The sequence below is a fragment of the Candidatus Brevundimonas phytovorans genome (genome assembly GCA_029203145.1).
GTDB lineage: Bacteria > Pseudomonadota > Alphaproteobacteria > Caulobacterales > Caulobacteraceae > Brevundimonas > Brevundimonas phytovorans.
Window position 1 is genome coordinate 1,926,885 of the sequence record CP119309.1, and the last position, 19,814, is coordinate 1,946,698.

The window sequence follows — 19,814 nt, forward strand, 5'->3', positions numbered from 1 at the left end:
TCGTTCAGTCAACAAAGGACGGAACCCAGCGCCGCAGACGGCGTTTGCCACCCCACAGGGGGAAGAAATTCAGATGAACCAGTTGATTGTAAAACGTTTGCTGCTGGCGACCAGCCTCAGCGCCGCCGCCCTTCTCGCCGCCTGCAGCGATCCCGCCTCGGATCACGACTACGACGCCGTCGAGGTCCAGACCGAGGAGCCGAGCGCGCCCGCCGCTGAAGAATCGGCCGCCCCCGCGGTGGCCGAGGCGCCGATCCCGACCGACGCCCCGCCGCCGGTCGACACCCTGCCGCCCGAACAACGCACCTCGGAACAGACGGTGCAACCGGAAAGCGATACGCTGTTCTACTGATTCCGCCAGAACGGCGTCCGCTCCAGTCGTTGCGCTCTGAAACCAAGGCTCCAGTTTGACGTCGAGGCCCCCTCTCCTTCTCGCCGCCCCCCTCCTCAGCGGCCTGGCGCTCTGGGCGGCATGCAGCCCTGCCGCCGTCGCGGCCGAGCCCAAGGCCGAGATTCGCGGCGAGATCGACAGCGAACTGCGCCGCCAGCTGGAACAGGCGATCGGTCAGGTCGAGGCCGCCCCCGCCAACCGGTTCGAGGCCCGTCGTCGCGCCCGCGCCGCGATGGAGGCCGCCCAGGCCCTGCTGCGCTCGGAAGGCTATTACCAGCCGACGCTTGAGGACGACGTCGAGGGCGAGGACAAGCCCGTTGCGATCGTCACCGTCACGCCCGGCCGCCGCTTCATGCTCGACGAGACCCGGGTCAACTGGCTCGCGCCCGTTCCCGACGCCGTGACCCAGCAGGTCGTGACCAAGGACATGGCCCTGACGCCCGGCGAGCCGGGACGCGCCCCCGACGTCCTGGCCGCCGAAGGCCGCATCGTGGCGGGCCTGACCCGCGAAGGCTATGCCGACGCCAAGGCCGAACCGCGCCGCGTCGTCGTCGATCACGCCACCTTCACGGTCCAGCCCAATTTCAACATCGCCTCGGGCGCTCTGGTCCGCCTCGACGGCTTGCAGGTGCGGACGCGCGGCCCGACCAATCCCGAATGGGTCGCTGGCCTGGCGCCCTGGAAGGCGGGCGACCGCTATGATCCCGAGGACGTGGCCGAGCTGGAACGCCGCCTGCTGGACACCGGCGTCTATGACGGCGTCAACGTCTCCCTGTCGCCGCTCGATCAGGTGACGGCCGACGGCCTGCGCCCCGTCGTGGTCGGCCTGTCAGACCGCCCGCGCAGTCTGCTGGAGGCCGGCGCCACCTATTCGACCGCAGAGGGGGTCGGCGTGGACGTGTTCCAGACCCGCTTCAACCGCTTCGGACGCGCCGCGACGGTCAAGTACGGACTTCGTTTCGCCAGCATCGACAGCCGTCTCGGCGGCGAGGTCAGCCTGCCTCACTGGCGCCGACCGGGCCGGACGCTGAAGCTGTCCTCCTACCTCGTCAACGAACAGACCGACGCCTACGACCGTAGCGCCGTCAGCGTGAACGCCGACCTGACCCAGCGCATCGGCAAGACCTCCTTCTTCACCTACGGCCTGGGCGTCGACGCCGGCCAGTACACGGAAAACCGCTTCGACCCGATCACTCAGGCGCCGATCACCTTCGACCGCGACCTGGCCATCGTGACGGGGCGGGCCAGCGCCTTCATGGATCGCTCCAACGACCCGCTGAACCCGACCACCGGCTTCCGCCTCTATGTCTCGGCCCAGCCGACCGCCGTGACCGGCGAGGACACGGTGCTGTTCCTGAGGACCGAGGGCCAGGCCACCGGCTATCTGCCCTTGCAGGATGGCGCCAAGACGGTGTTGGCCGGGCGTGTCCGCATGGGCTCCATCATCGGCGGCGAGGAGCTGACGGTGCCGTCGGACCGCCTCTTCTATTCCGGCGGCGGCGGCTCTGTGCGCGGCTATTCCTATCAGAGCATCAACCCGCGTCTGCCCGACAACACCCCGCGCGGCGGCCTGTCGCTGTTCGAGACCTCGCTGGAGGTGCGGCGGGATATCGGCGCCAAGTTCCAGGCTGTGGGCTTCATCGACGCCGGCGCCATCGGTTTCCAGGAAACGCCCAACTTCAACAACCTACGCTACGGCGCGGGCGTCGGGGTCCGCTACAAGCTGCCCTTTGGTCCGGTCCGCGCCGACATCGCCATTCCGCTGGACAAGCGTGAGGGCGACAGCAACTTCCAGCTCTACATCAGCATCGGCCAGGCGTTTTGACCGACACTCCCCCGCCTCACGAACCCGAAGCGGAACGCCCCGCCGACACGCCCGCCAAGGCGGAAAAGCGCAAGCGCACGCGCCTGCAACTGATCGCCTTCGTCTCCGGCGTCGTGGTCGCCGCCCTGCTGGCCCTGACCCTCGTCGCGGCCGTCGGCGGGCGCATGTATCTGGTCTCGGATTCCGGGCGCGACCTGATCACCAGCTTCGTCGCCGGCAAGAAGATCAGCCGATATGGCCGCATCAACGTCGAGGGCCTGAAGGGCGACCTGTTCAACGACTTCACCCTGGACCGCGTCACGGTCACGGATGAAAAAGGCGTCTGGCTCGAAGCCACCAACGTCCGCGTCGACTGGTCCTACTGGCCCCTGCTGATGCGCCGTTTCCATGCCAAGGAGATCACGGCCGATCAGATCCGCCTGATCCGCCGCCCCCTGCTGGAACCCCGGCTAGAACCCAGCGGCCCCCAGGCCATCACCGTCGACATCGACCGGTTCCGCGCCAACGTCGAACTGATGGAGGACTTCTCCAAGGAATACGGCCGCTGGACCTTGACCGGCGACGCTGAAATCCCGCGCAAGGGCGACAAGATCGTCAACGTCAACGCCTTCAGTCTGAACCGCAAGGGCGATCACCTGCTGCTCAAGGCTGTCATCGGCAAGACGCCTGAGAACCTGCGGGTCAACCTGCGCGCCAATGAGGCTCAGGGCGGGCCGATCGCCGGGTCGCTGGGCTATTCCCCCGACAAGCCCTTCTCGGCCGTCGCCGTGATCAACGGCGAGATCGTCAACATCGAGGTCAAGACCGGCGACTTCACCCCCCTGTCGGTCAAGGGCCGCTACGGCAAGGACGGCGCGCGCATCGGCGGCTATGCCGACTTCTCGGGCTCCGACCTGCTGGCGCCCTTTGTCGAGCGGATCGGCCGCACCGCCCGCTTCGGCTTCGCCACCACGCCGGACCAGACGCGCGAAGGCTTCCAGGGCGTGGCCTGGACCCTCAGCGCCGACAACATCCAGTCCAGGGCGCGCGGACTGATCCGGCTCAAGGACCGCACCGCCCCTGACGGCGTCAGCCTGACGATCTCCACCCCCTCGCTGAACCGCCTGGTCGGCTTCACCCTGGCCGAAGGCGCCACCTATACCGGGGTGTTCAAGGGCGACGCCAGGACCTGGACCCTGCAAGGTTCGGCCAGCCTTCAGGACGCCAATCTGGCCAGCTATCGCGCCGCCCGCATCTCGGGCCCGCTCGACATCGCCGTGAACAAGGGCCGTATCGACATCACGACCGACGCCCGCGCGGTCGGCGGCTCGACCGCCGGCATCATCGGCGCCCTGCTGGGCGCGACCCCGCGCGTGCGGCTTGAGGGCTCGCGGACCACCGACGGCGTCTATCTGCTGAAGAAGATCGACGGACGGGGCCAGGCCCTGACCCTGACCGGATCGGGCGGTCGCAGCCTGACCGGCGGCCTCAGCTTCCGGGGCGAAGCCGACATCACCGACATCTCGCGCATCCGTCGCGACGCCAAGGGGTCGTTCAGCGGCCCGATCCAGGCCAGCAAGGCGCGCGGCAAGACCCCCTGGATGCTCAGCTTCGACGGCCGCGGCTCGCGCATGAGCGTCGGCATGGACGAACTGGACCGCCTGCTGGGACCGACCCCGCGCCTCAAGGCCGCCGGCTCATGGCGTAGCGGCGTCCTGGCCATCGACAGCAGCGAACTGACCGGCGCCGCCGGCCGCATGGGCGCCAAGGGCCTGATCGAGGGCGGCAAGATGCGTCTGGCCCTCGACTGGAACGCCCGCGGCCCGTTCGGCGTCGGCCCGGTCGCCATCGACGGCGCCATGAGCGGCGACGGCGCCCTGACCGGCACCCTGGCCCAACCCCGCGCCGACCTGCGCGCCGCCTTCGACAAGGTCTCCGCCAGCGGTCTGGTCCTGACCAACGCCGACCTGATCCTCAGCTTCCGCAAGGGCGCCGACGCGTCCGACGGGCGGATCGTGCTCAACTCCGGCTCCAACTACGGCCCGGCGCGGGCCTCGGGGAACTTCTTCCTCGGCGGCCAGCGCCTTCGCCTGACCGAGGTGGACCTCAACGCCGGCGGCGTGACGGCGCAAGGCGCCATCGCCCTGTCCAACAACTTCCCCTCCAGCGCCGACCTGACCTTCACCGCGCGTCAGGGCGCCTTCCTGGCCTCGGGCGAGGCCCATGGCCGGGTGCGTCTGACCGACGGCGGCGGCGATCAGAGCGCCATCCTCGACGTGACCGGGCGCAACGTCCGCCTGACCGGATCGACCTGGGTGATCCGCAGCCTGTCGCTCAAGGGTCAGGGCACGCTGGATCGCCTGCCCTTCACCCTGTCCGCCGACGTCGGGGGCGCCACCCCGGTCCAGTTCAACGGCACCGGCGAATACGCCCGCCAGGGCCAGGGTCAGGCTCTGGCCCAGACCATCACCCTGCGCGGCGGCGGCCGTGTGCGCGAGGTCGCCTTCACCACCCGCGCCCCAGCCGTGCTCGCCCTGAAGGGCGACGGCCGTGTGGTCCGCGTCGATCTGGGCGTCGGCGGCGGCGTCCTGACCGGCGAACTGCGCCAGGACAAGGCCGGCAGCGCCATTCAGGCGGATCTGACCAATGTCGAGATGGGGTCCCTGGCCCCCGACCTGCGCGGTCAGGTCACCGGCCGCGTCTCGCTGCAAGGCGCGGGCGCCACCCTGAACGGGTCGGCCAACATCGACCTGAAACAGCTTCGCAGCATCGACGCGCCCCGCGGCCTGGCCGTGGACGGCACGCTCAACGCTGACCTGAGCGACAATATTCTGCGCCTGCGGGCCCAGGCCCACGACGGCGCGGCGGTTCAGGCCTCGGCCGACATCAGCCTGCCGGTCGAGGCTTCGGCCGCCCCGCTGCGGCTGGCCGTCGCCCGCACCCGCGACATGTCGGGCCAGGTCGCCGTCAACGGCCAGATCCAGCCCATCTGGGACCTCTTCCTCGGCGGCGCCCAATCCCTGTCGGGCCAGGTCGCCGCGCGCGCCACCCTCGGCGGAACCCTAAACGAGCCCCGCCTCAACGGCCGCCTGGACCTGACCCAGGGCGCCTTCCGCGACAGCGCCACCGGACTTCGTCTTGAAGGCGTCACCCTGGCCAGCCGCTTCGACGGCAACCAGGCCGTGATCGAACGCTTCGAGGGCGCCGACGGCGTCAAGGGCACGGTGACGGGCAGCGGCGAGCTGGGTCTGCGCCAGGGCTCCGGCTCGACTCTGCGGCTGGAACTGACCCGCTTCCGGGTCATCGACAACGACATCGCCAAGGCCCGCGCCAACGGAGTCCTGACGGCGGTGCGCGGCGCGGACGGCAACGTCCAGCTCAGCGGCGACCTGAAGATCGACGAGGCGGACATTTCGCCCAACCTGCCTGGCTCAAACGGCGTGGTGAAGATGGAGGTGGTCGAGATCAACCGTCCCGGCGGCGATCCCGTCGAGACCGAGGTCAAGTCGCGCGGCCCGCAGATCGGCCTCAACCTCAATCTGACCGGGCGCGAAATCCACGTCCGCGGACGCGGCCTGAACGTTGAACTGGCCGCCAACGCCCGCGTGCGCGGCACCATCTCTCAGCCGCAGCTCAGCGGCACGGCGAATGTGGTGCGCGGCGACTATGAGTTCGCAGGCAAGCGCTTCGTCTTCGACGACAGCGGCTCGGTCATCCTGTCGACCGATCCGGCCCGCATCCGCCTGAACCTGGCGGCGGTGCGCGAAGACCCGGCCCTGACGGCGACCATCAAGGTCACAGGCACCGCGGCCCAGCCCAAGATCGAGCTGACCTCGACCCCCGCCCTGCCCCAGGATGAAATCCTGTCGCAGGTCCTGTTCGGCCGCTCGGCGTCCCAGTTGTCAGGCTTCGAGGCGGCGCAGCTGGCCTCGGCCGTGGCCTCCCTGGCCGGCGGCGGCGGCTTCGACGTGATCGGCAACCTGCGCGAACTGGCGGGCCTTGACCGCCTGTCCTTCGGCGGCGAGGCGTCCAGCCTGACGGTCGCCGGCGGCCGGTACATCACCGATGACGTCTATCTGGAGATCATCGGCGGCGGCGAAGGCGGGGCGGCGGTCAATGTCGAATGGCAGGTGCGCCGCAACCTGGCGGTCAGCTCAAAGTTCGGCGGCGAAGGCGACGCCAGCCTTTCCGTCCGCTGGCGCCGCGAAAGCGACCGCCCCGGCGGCGAGCGCGCCACCGACCGACGCCGGAACCGCAGCCGCTAGGGTCTTTTGAAGGCGCCTTGATTTTCGTCATCCTCCGGCGAGCATAGCGAGACCGGGGGACCCAGCGGCGCCGCAGGCGATCTTTACGGCAAGCATGGCGCGTGGAGTTTTGGCTGCTACGCGCCGCCCTTCGGGTCGCTCTCCGGGCGCAGCGCAAGCACGGCCCGGAGAATGACGGCCTATAGAATGTCCAGAATGCTCTCGACCGGCCGCCCGATCCGGGCGCCTTTCGCCGTCTGAACGATGGGCCGCTCGACCAGCACCGGATCGGCGATCATGGCGGCGCGGATCACATCCTCGGACGCCCCGCTCTCCAGCAGTTCAGCCGTCTTCGCCTCCCGCTTGCGCAGCATCCCCGACAGGCCCACGCCCGTCTCCTTGGCCAGTTGGTCCAGGGTCGCCGCGTCCCAGCCGGTCTTCAGATACTCGACCACCGTCGGCTGAACGCCCTTGTCCAGCAACAGCTCCAGCGCCTTGCGCGAGGTCGAGCATTTCGGATTGTGGAAGATGGTGACGGTCATGGCGACACTCCTGTCTGGGGCCCTCACCTAGGCCTTGTGTCCGTCTCGCGCCAGCGCCGCCGCACCGCGCAGCCCGCCAATATGCAGCACCACGCAGGCCAGCATGGCGACCGCCGCGATCATCCCGCCCCAGGCCGGAACGCCCGCCACGCCCAGCGGCGCCCCGACCAGCAGGCTGACGCCGGTGGAGCTCAACTCATACAAGGCCCAGGCCAGACCGAAGACCGGCAGGATGCGGTTGGGGCGCCGCCACTGCATCCAGCCCAGAAATCCGGCGACCAGGGCGAAGAAGACGGCGAACCCCGTCGTCGCGCCGCGAAACTCGGCATAGCTGGCCTCCGAGGCGTACCAGACCAGGCCTGCCTGCATCAGCCCCGTCGCCGCCCACAGCCAGAAACCCAGGGCGCTGAGGCGCGCCATCGCCGCGGCTGCCGAACCCGAATCGACGGGACCGAACGGATTGGGAAAGCTGAAACGACGGTTCATGCGCGACTCCTCGACTGCGGCGGCAAACCTATCCCGCGCGGCCCCGATTTCCCACGGGCAAGAGCGAGAAACCGCCCCGCCTTCACCTTTGCCCTGCCCCCGTCTAGTGTCGCCGTTATGCGGATCGAACCTCAAGATCAGGCCGTGCTCGACCACGTCGCGGCCCAGGGCGACCTGATCGTCGCGCGGACCATCGACTGGGCCCATATCAACTCCGGCAGTCGCCACGTCGCCGGTCTGGCGCGGATGCTGGACGCGCTGGAAGCCGAGGCGCAGCGCCTGCCCGCCGCCGTCTTGCGCGTGCCCACCCAGGCCTCGACCACCGTGGCCGACAGCGGCGCCGTGGTCCCCGAGACCTACGCCGACTGCCTGACCATCACCGCCCGGCCCGAGGCCCCGATCCAGGTCGTCCTGACCGGCCACTACGACACCGTCTTCGCCGCCGACAGCGCCTTCCAGACCGTCACGACCCGCCCCGACGGCGCCCTGAACGGCCCGGGCGTGGCCGACATGAAGGGCGGGATCAGCGTCATGCTGGCCGCGCTGGAAGCCTTCGAGACCCACCCGGACAAGGCCGGCGTCGGCTGGACCGTGCTGCTCAGCCCCGACGAAGAGATCGGCTCGCCCGCCTCGGCCCCGCTGCTGGCTGAACTGGGCGCGCGCGGCCACGTCGGCCTGACCTATGAACCGGCCCTGTCCGACGGCACCTTGGCCGGCGAGCGCAAGGGCAGCGGCAACTTCCACCTGATCGTCACCGGCAAGGCCGCCCATGCGGGCCGCGCCTTTCACGAGGGCGCCAATGCGGTCGCCGGCGCGGCCATCATCGCCGCCCGCCTGCACGGCCTGAACGGCCAGCGCGAGGGCGTCACCGTCAATGTGGCCAAGATCGCCGGCGGCGGCGCGCTGAACGTCGTGGCCGACAACGCCGTGGTCCGCTTCAACGTCCGCGTGCCGGATCAGGCGGCGTCCGACTGGATCAACGCCTCGGTGCGCGCCATCGCCGCCGAGCCGCCCTTTCCCGGCCTGACCCTGGACCTGCACGGCGGCATGACCCGCGCGCCCAAGCCGATGGACGCCAGCCAGACCGCCCTGTTCCACGCCGTCCGCGACGCGGGCGAGCTGCTGGGGCAAACGATCGCCTGGAAGCCCTCCGGCGGCGTCTGCGAGGGCAACAACCTGCACGCCGCGGGCCTGCCCAACGTCGACACCCTCGGCGTCGTCGGCGGCGAGATCCATTCGGATCAGGAGTTCGCCTGGCCCGCCAGCTTCGTCGAACGCGCCCAGCTGTCGGCCCTGATCCTGTGCAAGATCGCCTCGGGCGAGATTGACGCGTTGAAACTGAAACAGCTCCGACTGGAGACTATGTAACCGTATGCTCGTTGTTCGCCCCGCCGGCCCGGCCGACCTTCACCACCTGCTTGAACTGGCCATCCTGTCCGGCCCCGGCTTCACCAGCCTGCCCGAGGACGCCGATGTCCTGAGCGAGCGTCTGGAACTCAGCAAGGCCAGCTTCGAGGGCAGGATCGCGCCGGAAGAAGCCTGGTACACCCTGATGCTCGAAGACGGCGACACGGGCGACATCGACGGCATCGGCTCGGTCAAGGCGACCGTGGGGCTGAAGCGGCCCTTCTTCTCATTCCGCGTGGTCAACAACACCGTCCAGTCGCCGTCGCTGGGCGTGAAGCTGAACCATCAGACCCTGGTCCTGGTGAATGAATGCACCGGCTGGACCGAGGTCGGCTCGCTGTTCCTCAAGGCCGACCGTCGAAAGGGCGGCGCCGGGCGCCTGCTCAGCCAGTCGCGCTACATGCTGATCGGGGCCCAGCCCGAACTGTTCGCCGACAACGTCCTGGCCGAGCTGCGCGGCGTCTTCACGCCCGACGGCTACTGCCCCTTCTGGGATCATGTGGCGCACAAGTTCTTCCCGATGGACTTCGACGACGCCGACCGCATGACCGGCTCGACCGACAAGCAGTTCATCCTCGACCTGGCTCCGCGCCACCCGATCTACATCGACCTGCTGCCCGAACCGGCCCGTGCCGTGATCGGCAAGGTCCACCCCCAGGGCGTGCCCGCCATGGCCCTGCTGGAAAGCGAGGGCTTCCGCCCCAACGGCCTGGTCGACATCTTCGACGCCGGCCCGACCGTGGCCTGCGGTCGTGACAATATCCGTACCGTCCGTGACGCCCGCGTCCTGACCGCCCGCATCAAAAATGAGGTCGAGGTCGAACTGCCCAGCCTCGTCTCGACCGACAGCGTCTCGGCCTTCCGCGCCGTCCGCGCCCGCGTTCTGGTCGATGGCGACCTGGCCCGCATGACCCCCGACGTCGCCGCCGCCCTGAAGATCAAGGACGGCGCCACAGTTCGGGTGAAGTCGTGAGCCCCGCCGCCTTCTTCCTTCTCCACTCGGGGGAGAAGGTGGCTCGCGTAGAGAGACGGATGAGGGGGACGCCTGCCCCACTCTCGACGTCAGCCCATCGCGCCCCCATTTCCACCCGCCCCCTCATCCGGGCGGTTTCGCCGCCCACCTTCTCCCCCGAGGGGAGAAGGGGAGACTTCAAATGACCCACTTTATCTCCACCAACCCCGCCACCGGCGAAACCGTCTGGGAAGGCGAAGCCGCCGCCCCGGAACAGGTCGGCGCCGCCGTCGAGGCCGCCCGCACCGCCTTCCCCGACTGGGCCGACCGCCCGCGTCAGGACCGCATCGACGCGGTCAAACGCTATCAGGCCATCCTGAAAGACCGCGCCCCCGAAATGGCCGAGGCCATCAGCCGCGAAACCGGCAAGGCCCTGTGGGAGACGAAAACCGAGCTGGCCTCGATGGCGGGCAAGGTCGACATCTCGATCCGCGCCTATGACGAGCGCACCGGCGAGCGCAGCACCGACACCGCCTTCGGTCGCGCCACTCTGCGCCACCGCCCGCACGGCGTCTCGGCGGTGCTCGGCCCGTTCAACTTCCCCGGCCATTTGCCCAACGGCCACATCGTCCCGGCCCTGCTGGCGGGCGACACGGTCGTGTTCAAGCCGTCCGAGGAAACGCCCCTGACCGGCCAGTTGATGGCCGAATGCCTCGACGCCGCCGACCTGCCCAAGGGCGTGTTCAACATGGTGCAGGGCGGGCGCGACACCGGCGCAGCCCTGCTGGATCAGCCCATCGACGCCCTGATGTTCACCGGCTCGGGCGCGGCGGGCGCGCACTTCCGACGCAAGTTCGCCGACGATCCCCACGTCATCCTGGCGCTGGAGCTGGGCGGCAATAACCCCCTGGTCGTGTGGGATGCCGCCGACGCCGAGGCCGTCGCCGGCATCGTGGTCCAGTCCGCCTTCGTCACCACCGGCCAGCGCTGCTCCTGCGCGCGCCGCCTGATCCTGCCGGAAGGCGCGGCGGGCGACGCCATCGTCGAGGCCGTGGCCGCCATGTCCGACCGCCTGAACTTCGCCCCCTGGGACAGCGATCCCGAGCCCTACGCCGGGCCGCTGATTTCGGAAACGGCGGCTCAGGCCGCGCTTCAGGCCCTGCAGCAACGCATCGATCTGGGCGCCAAGGTCATCCGCGCCTCAGGCCCGGTCGACAACCTGCCCGGCGCCTTCGTGAAGCCCGCCATCATCGACGTCACCGGGGTCGCGGTAGAGGACGAGGAAATGTTCGCCCCCTTCCTGCAAGTCCTCCGCGTCCCGACCTTCGACGCCGCCATCACCGCCGCCAACGCCACCAAATACGGCCTGTCCGCCGGTCTGGTCAGCGACGATGCGAAGAACTGGGACCGCTTCATCAACCGCATCCGCGCAGGCGTGGTCAACTTCAACCGCCCGACCACGGGCGCGGCGGGCGACATGCCGTTCGGCGGCCTCGGCGCCTCCGGCAACCACCGCCCCAGCGCCTACTACGCCGCCGACTACTGCGCCTACCCGGTCGCCAGCTTCGAGGCTGGCGCGGTCAAGAACATCGAAAGCGAGATCAAGGGGTTAAGGGCGTGAGTTCCGACTCCGTCGGCCGTTCGCTACAGACCGGTGCCTGGTCGACGCTCGTCTGGACGGCGCTGAGCTTCGCCATTGCCAGCCTTGCGCTAAACCTTCTTCTTCACTTCGACGCCGACAAGGCAGACGGCTACGTGTGGTCCGCGCTCTTCGGGGGCTGTATGGCTGCAGGTGCGGTTCGCGCGCATCTAGCGGGACGCCGCCGGATCGCCGTCGTTCTCATCGCTATCGCGGGCCTTGCGGCCGTTGGCATGCACTTCCTGCATGTGGCGATGTCGCCCGCGCCTCTCGACCCCGTCGTGCAAAAATGACCGCCATCGAAGCCAACGCCGACGGTCTGATCGGCCCGACCCACTCCTATGCGGGCCTGTCGCCGGGCAATCTCGCCTCCAGCCTGAACAAGGGCGAGGCGTCGAACCCCCGCGCGGCCGTGTTGCAGGGCCTCGACAAGATGAAGCGTCTGGCTGAACTGGGCCTGCCCCAGTTCGTCCTGCCGCCGCATGAACGGCCCAACATCCCCTTCCTGCGCTCGCTCGGCTTCTCAGGTAATGACAAGACGGTGCTGGCCAAGGCTTGGCGCGACGCGCCCGCCTTCGCCGCCGCCGCCTGTTCGGCCTCGCCCATGTGGGCCGCCAACGCCGCGACCGTGACGCCCAGCGCCGACGCCGCTGACGGCCGGGTCCACTTCACCCCCGCCAACCTGCACACCAACCTGCACCGCTCGCTGGAGCACGCCCAGACCAAGCGCGCGCTGAACGCCCTCTTCCCCGACGCGACCCGGTTCGCCGTCCATGACGCCCTGCCCGCCGTCGCCCATCTGGCCGACGAGGGCGCCGCCAACCACGTCCGCCTGTGCGCCACGCACGGCGGGCGCGGGGTCAATCTGCTGGTCTGGGGTCGCGAGGCCTTCGAGCCCTGGGACGGCCGCTTCCCCGCCCGCCAAACGCGCGAGGCGTCCGAAGCCGTCGTCCGCCGTCACGAGGCCGGTCGCCCGGTTCTGGCCCAGCAGTCGCGCGCGGCCATCGACGGCGGGACCTTCCACAACGACGTGGTCTGCGTCGGCGCCCTGGACACCCTCTTCTTCCACGAGCTGGCGTTTGAAGACACGGACGCGACCAAGGCCGCCATCCGCCGCGCCGCCGACGGCCTGTTCGAGCCCCAGTTCGTCGAGGTCTCCGCCGCCGACCTGCCGCTGGCCGACGCCATCAGCAGCTATCTGTTCAACTCCATGCTGATCCAGATTCCGGGCGAGGACCGCCTGACCCTGATCTGCCCGACCGAGACCCGCGACAACGCCCGCAGCCATGCGGTCGCGCAAGCGCTCGCCGCCTCCAACGGCCCCATCGGCCGGGTCGAATATGTCGATGTGCGCCAATCGATGCGCAACGGCGGCGGCCCCGCCTGCCTGCGCCTGCGCGTCGTCCTGACCGAGGACGAACTGGCCGCGACCAATCCCGCCATGCGGATGACGGATGACCTTCACGCCCGCCTCTCGGGCTGGGCGACCCGCTGGTATCGCGAGACCCTGATCGCTCAGGATCTGGCCGACCCCGACCTGCTGGACGAAACGCGCGGCGCGCTGGACGAACTGACCGGGATATTGGCGCTGGGAACGGACTTCTATCCGTTCCAGCGAGACTAGCCCGAACCAATCCTTCTCCCCTTGGGGGAGAAGGTGGGCGGCAAAGCCGCTCGGATGAGGGGTAGGTTCGATAAAGTCACGACGACCGCCTGAGGCCCACCGCCCCCTCATCCGTCATGCTCCGCACGACACCTTCTCCCCCGAGGGGAGAAGGAAGTTCGCGCAAGCGTCACAACTTCGTGGCGCAATCCCTGGAAAACATGGGATTCACGCCCGTCCGACACGCCTTCCCTCGCCTGCCCTTCCCCACGCGCCATAATCCCCTCCCGGTCAGCGCCACGGAGGGGATTTCAGACGATTCAGACGAATTGGACTCTGTTTTTTCGACAGCCGACCGTCAGGCCGCGAACCGTCCGCCCTTGGCCGCATAGGCCTGCGTTCCGCGCGTGAACACCTTGTCGCTCGGCAGGATGGTGTCGATCGGCAGGTCCTCGGCCCCCTTCAATCGCTCATACAGCGGCCCGAAGTCCTGCAGCGTCACCGCCTTCAGTTCCTCGATGCTGTCGATGACGAAATAGACCTGCTGGAAATCGTCGATCCGGTAGAGGGTCTTCATCACCCGCTCCAGATCGAAGCCCAGGCGGTTGGGCGAGGCGTCTTCCAGGCTGAAGACGCTTTCGGTCGCCGAGGAGACGATGCCCGCGCCATAGATGCGAAGGCCGTCGGCCTCCTTCATCAGGCCGAACTCGACCGTGTACCAGTAGAGCCGCGCCAGCTTGTCCAGCATCCCCAGCGACGCCGCCCGCTGCCCGCCCTTGCCGTAGGCCTCCATATAGGCGGCGAAGTCGGGGTCGGTCAGCATCGGCACATGGCCGAAGACGTCGTGGAAGATGTCGGGTTCCTGCAGGTAGTCCAGCTGATCCGGCTTCCTGATGAACTGACCCGAGACGAAGCGGCGGTTGGCCAGGTGATCGAAGAAGACGTCCTCGGGCACCAGTCCGGGCACGCAGACCACGGTCCAGCCGGTCAGGGCCTGCAGCTTGGGGTTCATCACCTCGAAGTCAGGGATGCCGCCGGTATTGAGGTCCAGGGCGTCAAGCCCGCGCATATAGGCGTCGCAGGCGCGGCCCGGCAGGATCTTCATCTGCCGGGCGTAGAGCGTGTTCCAGGTCTCATGCTCGACCTCGGTATAGGCGTCCCAGTTCTGCGGGATGGTCCAGTCGGCGGCGGCGCCTTCCGGCGGGGCTTCAAAGACGTGTTCGAAATCGGACATGGGAACGCTCCTCGCGGCTCTGACGGCCGTTGGGGGCAGATTAGCGCGCCAAACGGCCGTCGTCACGCACGCCTATTGCAGCGTTTGCGAGCGCGGCGCGTGACGCCCCTGGGCGTCGACGGTGAACCACTCCCGCTCGTCCTCGCGCGACAGGGGCTCGATTTCGGGCGTCGCCACCAGGGCCTCTTCGGCGGCGTAGGCGATCACTCCGCCTTCGGCGTCGGCGACGAGGATGCGATAGAAGGGCTGATCGCTGGCGACCACGCCCGTCTCTGCGGCCGGGCCTGCGTAGGATGCGTCCACATCCATGACCAGGCCGTGGAAGGCGTGGTCGCGATGCCGGACGATCTGTCCAAGGCCAAACCGGGCTGTGTGAACCTGGGTCATGTTGCAACATCTACGCCCCGCAAGTTGAAGCGGATGCATCGCGCTCTGTTCATCTTTCCGACAGGTAGGACTTGGCGTGACTGTCGCTTGCGGTTTACCTTGATCGGGACGGGCGCCGCATCGGACCGCCCACATGAAAGCTCGGCCCATGCCGGAGACCCCTGGCGCGCCCTCCCGGCGCGACGCGCGGTCCCAGCCCACGAAGTCCCGCGATTCAGGGACTTCCGGTCGTGATGCGCCCCTCTATGGCGCGCTCGACCTGGGGACCAATAACTGCCGCCTGCTGATCGCGCGCCCGTCGCGCGACGGGTTCCGGGTGGTCGACAGCTTCAGCCGCATCGTGCGTCTGGGCGAAGGCCTGTCGCACACCGGCCGGCTGGACGACCGCGCCATGGACCGGGCCTATGAGGCTTTGGCCCTGTGCGCCGAGCGCGTGGCCCGCAAGGGGCTGGACCCCAACCGTCTGACCGCCGTCGCCACCCAGGCCTGCCGCGCCGCCGACAATGGCGAGGCCTTCATCGAACGGGTGCGTCGCGGCACCGGGTTGAAGCTCAGGATCATCGACCCGGCGGAGGAAGCCGGCCTCTCCGTCGCCGGCTGCCTCAACCTGTTCGACCCCCGGGCCGAGGCGGTGCTGGTCATCGACGTGGGCGGCGGCTCGACCGAACTGTCCTGGCTGACGCGCGGCGCGCGGGGCTTTGAAAGCAAGGGCTGGATGTCGGCACCCCTGGGCGTCGTCACCCTGGCCGAGCGCCACCCGGAGCCGGCCGGCGACACCGAGGCCTGGTACGAGGCCATGGTCGCTGACGTGGGCGAACATCTGGCCGCGGGCGGTCCCAACGACGCCTCGGTGCGCCCCCTGTTCGAGAGCGGACGGGTGCACATGGTCGGCACCTCCGGGGCCATCACCAGCCTGGCGGGCATCCATCTGGGCCTGCGCCGCTATCAGCGCGACCTGGTCGACGGCCTGTGGATGACGCGCGGCGACTGCGAGGCGGCGGCCTTGCGGCTCAAACGGCTGGGACCCGCGGGTCGAGCGGCGGAAAGCTGCATCGGGCCGGACCGCGCCGATCTGGTGCTGGCCGGCGCGGCGATTCTGGAGGCTGTGCAGCGCGCCTGGCCGTGCGAGCGCGTGCGTGTCGCCGACCGAGGCCTGCGCGAGGGCCTGCTGCTGCAAAGAATGCGCGAGGACCGCCAGAAACCCCGCCGACGCCGTCGCCGGGGCCGCTCAGGCTCTGGAAATCAGGCCGCGGGTGCTCCGGCGACCTGAACCGGGAGGTCGATGTCACAGACCGAGAAGTCCGCGCCCCTGGCCTGACGCGCCGCATCGGCCAGGGCGCGAAACTGCGGCGAGGCCGTATCCAGCACCCGCGCCGTCGGACGCTCGGCCGCCGGCAGATCCGACGCGACCCGCACCCGCGTCATGCGGTCCGGGTCGGTGACGATGCCGTCGGGGTTGGGGCTGAACTTCAGGGCCCGCACCACGTCGAGCCCGGAAATCACCCGCCCCCAGATCGTGTAGCGCTTGTCCAGCGAGGGATAGGGCTGGCGCATCAGGAAGAACTGGCTGTTGGCGCTGTCGGGGGCCTCATCGCGCGCCATCCCGGCAACGCCAGGACAATACAGACCCCAGGCGTGAACCTTGTGGTCCCCCGTCGTAGCCATGACGGCGTCAGGCTGGGTCTGAACCGGCAGGGAGTGCAGGAAGCCCAGCACGGCCCCGGTGGGCGCGGCCACCGCCGTGAACGGCGTCTGAGCGTCGCGGCGGAAGGTGAACTCAGCCTTCAGGTCGGGATAGGGGCTCTGGCCCTCGCCGGTGCCCAGGGGGTCGCCGGTCTGGGCCATGAACTGATCGATGACCCGATGCCAGAGCTGACCGTCATAGAAGCCGCGCCCCGCCAGAAGCCGGATACGCTCGACATGGCCGGGCGCGACCTCGGGGGCCAGTTCGACCAGGATGCGGCCCTTGCTGGTGTCGATCACCAGCAGATTCTCGGGCAAGACCGTCCGCCACTCGCTCGCGGACACGGCGGGCGCCGCAGCGACGACCGGCGCCGCCTCCTGCGCCCACGCCGCATCCGCCAGCATCAGGGCGGACACCGCCGCCAAGCCCGTTGAAAAGCGCATCCTCGACCCTCCCCCGATCAGAAAACTCAGCCGCCGGTAATCTGCACCACCGGCTGGACGTCACAGATGCCGAACTGGGCGCCGCGCGCGGTGCGGGCGGCCTCGACAGCGGCGTTGAAAGGCGCCGAACCCGGCACAGCCACGCGCACCGTGGGGCGCTGGCTTTCCGGCAGGGCCGAGGCCAGTTGCACCTTGGTCATGATGTCGGGGTCGGCGACCTTGCCGTCTTCGGCGTCGCTGCCGGCCTTCAGCGCCTTGACCACGTCCAGCCCTTGAACCACGCGACCAAAGGTCGTGTAGCCGCCGTTCAGGTTGTCGTTCTGACCCGTCATCAGGAAGAACTGGCTGTTGGCGCTGTCGGGCGAGCCCGCGCGCGCCATGCCCGCCACCCCGGGGCAGAACAGGCCGCTGGCCCCGACCTTCAGATCGGCGGTAACGAACATCTGGGCGTCCGGCTGGGTGGCGACCGGCAAGCTGCCCATGATCCCGCGCACGCCCGGTCCGCTGTTCTCGACCGCGACAAAGCCGCTGTCGCGACCGCGTCGGAAGCTGAACTCGCCCTTCAGATCGGGCAGATCGCTGCCGCCCGCGCCGGTGCCCTGTGGGTCGCCGGTCTGAGCCATGAAGTTCGGGATGACGCGGTGGAATTTCAGGCCGTCATAGAAGCCGCGATTGGTCAGGGTGCGGATACGCTCGATATGGCTCGGCGCCACGCGCGGCTCCAACTCGACCAAGACCCGGCCCTTGGAGGTGTCGATCACCATCAGGTTCTCGGGTGCGACCGTGCGCCATTCCGAAGCGGTCTGGGCGACCGCGCCGCCCGCGAACATCGAGACCGCAGCGGCGGCCAGAAGCATCTTGAAGGTCATTCTTAGTCCTGAAATCTAGCGCTGCACCTTGGCGCGCACCTGGGCGGCGACCGCCGGGCTGACGAAACTCTCGATCGCGCCGTCCAGACGAGCGATCTCCTTCACCAGCCGCGAGGCGATAGCCTGATGGCGCGGATCGGCCATCAGGAACACGGTCTCTATGTCGCTGTTGAGGCGCTGATTCATCGCGGTCATCTGGAACTCGTACTCAAAGTCCGCGACCGCGCGCAGGCCGCGCACGATGACGTTAGCGTTCACCTCTTCGGCGAAATGCATCAACAGGCTGCTGAACGGCCGTACCTCGATGTCGGCGTTGAAACGCGCCACCTCGGTCTTGAGCATCTCGACGCGCTCGGCGGTCGAGAACAGCGGCCCCTTGTCGTCGTTCTGGGCCACGCCGATGACCAGCCGGTCGACCAGCTTGATGGCACGCCCGATGATATCCATGTGGCCGTTCGTGACCGGGTCGAAAGTTCCCGGATACAGTCCGATGCGCATGGCCTTCGCCTCCCCGCGTTTCGATCCGTTTAGCAGGTGCGAAATCAACGGCCTAGATCGTCTGACACGGGTTTGATCGCCAGGCGTCGATCAGGCGCCCGATCAGGGCCTCCGCCGGAGGAAAAGCTTGGCCGTCGATGGCCGCGACGGCGCAAGCAGGCGTGGCGCTGTTGCAGATGAAGGCGGCGTCGAAACTCGCCAGATCGGACAGATACGCCGGGCGGGTTTCGCTGGCCAGGCCAAGCTCCGCCATCGCGCGTTGCAGCAAGGCCTGGCCTGTCCCTGCCAGCATGGGGGCCTCGGGCCAGACCACCGTCTCGCCCTGGACGAAGCCGATGTTCCAGATGGAGCCTTCGGAGATTCGCCCCTCGCCATCGACGAACAGAGCATCGTCGAACCCGGCCAGCACCGCCTGACGCCGCGCGCGGGTCAGGCCAAAGGTGGCGGCGTGCTTCAGATGCGGAACTTCGCGCGCATAGACCTGTGTCTGGAGCCGAATGCCGTCCGACAATGGCGCGGGCGGATCAAACACGCCCACCATGACCTTGGGCCGCCCGACCCAGTGAGGCGCGCGCATGGAAATCTCGGGTGCGAACAGACTCACCCTCATCCACGCATCTGTCCGCTCGGCCAGAGCCGTTCGCATTTGATCGCGCAAGACGGCCTCAGCGACCGGTTCGCCGAATAAAGCCGTCGCCTCACCCTCCAGCCGGGCAAGATGAAGGTCCAGCCCTCGAACTCCGCCGCCCTCCACGCGGAACGAGGTAAAGGCGCCGTAGTTGACCAAGGCCTGATGGGCCAGGTCTTCTACGGAAGCCGGCTCGCCATTGACGAAGAGCGCGCTCACGCGTCGGCGACAGCTTGAGGAAGCTGCGTGTTTGTCAGCGCCTTGGTTCGATAACGCTTCAGTATCCAGAACAGCAGGGCGGGAAGCGGCAGCCAGACCATCAGAATCCACGGTTCCAACACCCCGGGCCCCTTGACCGCCGCCGCACTGAGAAACGCGACGTTGATCGGCTGGAACTGCCATGCGCCGTTGCTCCAGTTCAACGCGATTTGAGCCACGCCGAAAAGGCTCGCTGCCATCCAGCCCCACCGCCGACGCCAGGCAGCAACCCCTGCCGTCACCAGACAGAGCAGCGGGGCAAGAACAACGCCGGCCAGCACAGCGTAATGCAGCGGCGACTTTCCTTGCAGGCTGAACCCGCTTGCAGCCGCCACCTGGGCAGGACTGACGACATTGAGGTGAATACCGTCAATCAGCCAAGGGCCTTCGCCCTGACGCATCATGCGAGCGGAGACCAGCACGTTTTGTTGGGTATATTCCAACAGTTGGGTCACCTCATACGTCGAAGTTCCCCCAGCAACGACGTTGGAGCTCCATGATACGACCCTACTGCTCGCGGGCTTTCCAGCCACGGCACAGCGACCGAGGTCTGCGAGCGCCGGGGCCGTGATCTGAGGCCGCATCGTCGTTGTGCTCTGACTAGAAAGCGCCTCGACGTTACCGTCGCGCACCCACTCGTAGGCCTCACGTCCCTGTTCCACACGCGCCGGGTCGGCTTGCGGCAAGGCGCAAGCCGACAGCATCATGACAACGGCGGCCATCAAAATGCGCATAGCGCCCCTCC

Annotated in this window: 18 protein-coding genes; 9 read left to right on the plus strand and 9 right to left on the minus strand. The window is 68.5% G+C overall.

Features of this window, described 5'->3' with window-relative positions; translation table 11 throughout:
- The first annotated feature begins 73 nt into the window (after window positions 1–73).
- The 3 genes from P0Y52_09515 to P0Y52_09525 all read left to right on the plus strand — a co-directional run bounded on the left by P0Y52_09515 (window position 74) and on the right by P0Y52_09525 (window position 6,460).
- Window positions 74–352 (plus strand): hypothetical protein, encoded by a 279-nt coding sequence (locus P0Y52_09515; GenBank protein ID WEK56787.1) that lies wholly within the window; start codon window positions 74–76, stop codon window positions 350–352.
- A 103-nt stretch (window positions 353–455) separates the two neighbouring features.
- Window positions 456–2,216 carry an autotransporter assembly complex protein TamA gene (locus P0Y52_09520; GenBank protein WEK59471.1) on the plus strand — a complete coding sequence of 587 codons (1,761 nt, stop codon included), beginning with the start codon at window positions 456–458 and terminating at the stop codon, window positions 2,214–2,216.
- The gene (locus tag P0Y52_09525) at window positions 2,213–6,460 is read left to right on the plus strand and encodes a translocation/assembly module TamB domain-containing protein (GenBank protein WEK56788.1); all 4,248 of its coding nucleotides are present in this window, start codon (window positions 2,213–2,215) and stop codon (window positions 6,458–6,460) included. Before P0Y52_09520 ends, P0Y52_09525 begins: the two co-directional genes overlap by 4 nt.
- Window positions 6,461–6,639: 179 nt before the next feature.
- On the opposite strand, the gene arsC is transcribed toward P0Y52_09525, so the two are convergent.
- Together arsC and P0Y52_09535 are read right to left on the minus strand one after the other, a co-directional pair.
- A complete protein-coding gene (gene arsC / locus P0Y52_09530; protein ID WEK56789.1) occupies window positions 6,640–6,981 on the minus strand; it encodes an arsenate reductase (glutaredoxin) in 342 nt (113 codons plus the stop codon).
- Between the two features lie 27 nt (window positions 6,982–7,008).
- Window positions 7,009–7,467 carry a hypothetical protein gene (locus P0Y52_09535; GenBank protein ID WEK56790.1) on the minus strand — a complete coding sequence of 153 codons (459 nt, stop codon included), beginning with the start codon at window positions 7,465–7,467 and terminating at the stop codon, window positions 7,009–7,011.
- 117 nt (window positions 7,468–7,584) lie between these two features.
- On the opposite strand from P0Y52_09535, the gene P0Y52_09540 reads away from it, so the two are divergent.
- The 5 genes from P0Y52_09540 (at window position 7,585) to astB (ending at window position 13,089) form a co-directional block, all read left to right on the plus strand.
- On the plus strand, window positions 7,585–8,835 hold the full coding sequence (locus tag P0Y52_09540; protein ID WEK56791.1) for a hydrolase: 1,251 nt from the start codon (window positions 7,585–7,587) through the stop codon (window positions 8,833–8,835).
- Between the two features lie 4 nt (window positions 8,836–8,839).
- Entirely contained in the window at window positions 8,840–9,847 is a 1,008-nt protein-coding gene (locus tag P0Y52_09545; GenBank protein WEK56792.1) for an arginine N-succinyltransferase, read from the plus strand.
- 181 nt (window positions 9,848–10,028) lie between these two features.
- Window positions 10,029–11,447 carry a succinylglutamate-semialdehyde dehydrogenase gene (gene astD / locus P0Y52_09550; protein WEK56793.1) on the plus strand — a complete coding sequence of 473 codons (1,419 nt, stop codon included), beginning with the start codon at window positions 10,029–10,031 and terminating at the stop codon, window positions 11,445–11,447.
- Window positions 11,444–11,758: a hypothetical protein gene (locus P0Y52_09555; GenBank protein ID WEK56794.1), complete on the plus strand. Its 315-nt coding sequence runs from the start codon at window positions 11,444–11,446 to the stop codon at window positions 11,756–11,758. Before astD ends, P0Y52_09555 begins: the two co-directional genes overlap by 4 nt.
- Window positions 11,755–13,089: an N-succinylarginine dihydrolase gene (gene astB, locus P0Y52_09560; protein ID WEK56795.1), complete on the plus strand. Its 1,335-nt coding sequence runs from the start codon at window positions 11,755–11,757 to the stop codon at window positions 13,087–13,089. The genes P0Y52_09555 and astB overlap by 4 nt, the downstream gene beginning before the upstream one ends.
- A gap of 337 nt (window positions 13,090–13,426) precedes the next feature.
- Here the strand turns inward: astB and phhA are convergent, their stop codons facing one another.
- Together phhA and hspQ are read right to left on the minus strand one after the other, a co-directional pair.
- Window positions 13,427–14,302 carry a phenylalanine 4-monooxygenase gene (phhA, locus tag P0Y52_09565; protein ID WEK56796.1) on the minus strand — a complete coding sequence of 292 codons (876 nt, stop codon included), beginning with the start codon at window positions 14,300–14,302 and terminating at the stop codon, window positions 13,427–13,429.
- A 72-nt stretch (window positions 14,303–14,374) separates the two neighbouring features.
- Window positions 14,375–14,689, minus strand: a complete 315-nt coding sequence (gene hspQ, locus P0Y52_09570; GenBank protein ID WEK56797.1) for a heat shock protein HspQ — start codon at window positions 14,687–14,689, stop codon at window positions 14,375–14,377.
- Window positions 14,690–14,837: 148 nt separating this feature from the next.
- On the opposite strand from hspQ, the gene P0Y52_09575 reads away from it, so the two are divergent.
- Window positions 14,838–15,959 (plus strand): Ppx/GppA phosphatase family protein, encoded by a 1,122-nt coding sequence (locus P0Y52_09575; GenBank protein ID WEK56798.1) that lies wholly within the window; start codon window positions 14,838–14,840, stop codon window positions 15,957–15,959.
- On the opposite strand, the gene P0Y52_09580 is transcribed toward P0Y52_09575, so the two are convergent.
- Genes P0Y52_09580 through P0Y52_09600 form a run of 5 tightly spaced genes read right to left on the minus strand, consistent with a single transcriptional unit; the run spans window position 15,932 to window position 19,803 of the window.
- Window positions 15,932–16,816, minus strand: a complete 885-nt coding sequence (locus P0Y52_09580; GenBank protein WEK56799.1) for a peptidylprolyl isomerase — start codon at window positions 16,814–16,816, stop codon at window positions 15,932–15,934. The genes P0Y52_09575 and P0Y52_09580 overlap by 28 nt on opposite strands.
- 26 nt (window positions 16,817–16,842) lie before the next feature.
- On the minus strand, window positions 16,843–17,685 hold the full coding sequence (locus P0Y52_09585; GenBank protein WEK56800.1) for a peptidylprolyl isomerase: 843 nt from the start codon (window positions 17,683–17,685) through the stop codon (window positions 16,843–16,845).
- 15 nt (window positions 17,686–17,700) lie between these two features.
- The gene (coaD, locus tag P0Y52_09590) at window positions 17,701–18,183 is read right to left on the minus strand and encodes a pantetheine-phosphate adenylyltransferase (protein ID WEK56801.1); all 483 of its coding nucleotides are present in this window, start codon (window positions 18,181–18,183) and stop codon (window positions 17,701–17,703) included.
- A 52-nt stretch (window positions 18,184–18,235) separates the two neighbouring features.
- The gene (locus tag P0Y52_09595) at window positions 18,236–19,030 is read right to left on the minus strand and encodes an aminotransferase class IV (GenBank protein WEK56802.1); all 795 of its coding nucleotides are present in this window, start codon (window positions 19,028–19,030) and stop codon (window positions 18,236–18,238) included.
- Window positions 19,027–19,803 carry a hypothetical protein gene (locus P0Y52_09600; GenBank protein WEK56803.1) on the minus strand — a complete coding sequence of 259 codons (777 nt, stop codon included), beginning with the start codon at window positions 19,801–19,803 and terminating at the stop codon, window positions 19,027–19,029. The genes P0Y52_09595 and P0Y52_09600 overlap by 4 nt, the downstream gene beginning before the upstream one ends.
- Between the last annotated feature and the right edge of the window lie 11 nt (window positions 19,804–19,814).

Excerpts from the sequence above, each read along its gene's own strand:
- hspQ (WEK56797.1), bottom strand. The coding sequence starts at position 14,689 with ATGACCCAGGTTCACACAGCCCGGTTTGGCCTTGGACAGATCGTCCGG.
- phhA (WEK56796.1), bottom strand. The coding sequence starts at position 14,302 with ATGTCCGATTTCGAACACGTCTTTGAAGCCCCGCCGGAAGGCGCCGCC.
- P0Y52_09600 (WEK56803.1), bottom strand. The coding sequence starts at position 19,803 with ATGCGCATTTTGATGGCCGCCGTTGTCATGATGCTGTCGGCTTGCGCC.
- P0Y52_09545 (WEK56792.1), top strand. The coding sequence starts at position 8,840 with ATGCTCGTTGTTCGCCCCGCCGGCCCGGCCGACCTTCACCACCTGCTT.
- P0Y52_09580 (WEK56799.1), bottom strand. The coding sequence starts at position 16,816 with ATGCGCTTTTCAACGGGCTTGGCGGCGGTGTCCGCCCTGATGCTGGCG.
- P0Y52_09585 (WEK56800.1), bottom strand. The coding sequence starts at position 17,685 with ATGACCTTCAAGATGCTTCTGGCCGCCGCTGCGGTCTCGATGTTCGCG.
- coaD (WEK56801.1), bottom strand. The coding sequence starts at position 18,183 with ATGCGCATCGGACTGTATCCGGGAACTTTCGACCCGGTCACGAACGGC.
- astD (WEK56793.1), top strand. The coding sequence starts at position 10,029 with ATGACCCACTTTATCTCCACCAACCCCGCCACCGGCGAAACCGTCTGG.
- arsC (WEK56789.1), bottom strand. The coding sequence starts at position 6,981 with ATGACCGTCACCATCTTCCACAATCCGAAATGCTCGACCTCGCGCAAG.
- P0Y52_09515 (WEK56787.1), top strand. The coding sequence starts at position 74 with ATGAACCAGTTGATTGTAAAACGTTTGCTGCTGGCGACCAGCCTCAGC.
- P0Y52_09540 (WEK56791.1), top strand. The coding sequence starts at position 7,585 with ATGCGGATCGAACCTCAAGATCAGGCCGTGCTCGACCACGTCGCGGCC.
- P0Y52_09535 (WEK56790.1), bottom strand. The coding sequence starts at position 7,467 with ATGAACCGTCGTTTCAGCTTTCCCAATCCGTTCGGTCCCGTCGATTCG.
- P0Y52_09575 (WEK56798.1), top strand. The coding sequence starts at position 14,838 with ATGCCGGAGACCCCTGGCGCGCCCTCCCGGCGCGACGCGCGGTCCCAG.
- astB (WEK56795.1), top strand. The coding sequence starts at position 11,755 with ATGACCGCCATCGAAGCCAACGCCGACGGTCTGATCGGCCCGACCCAC.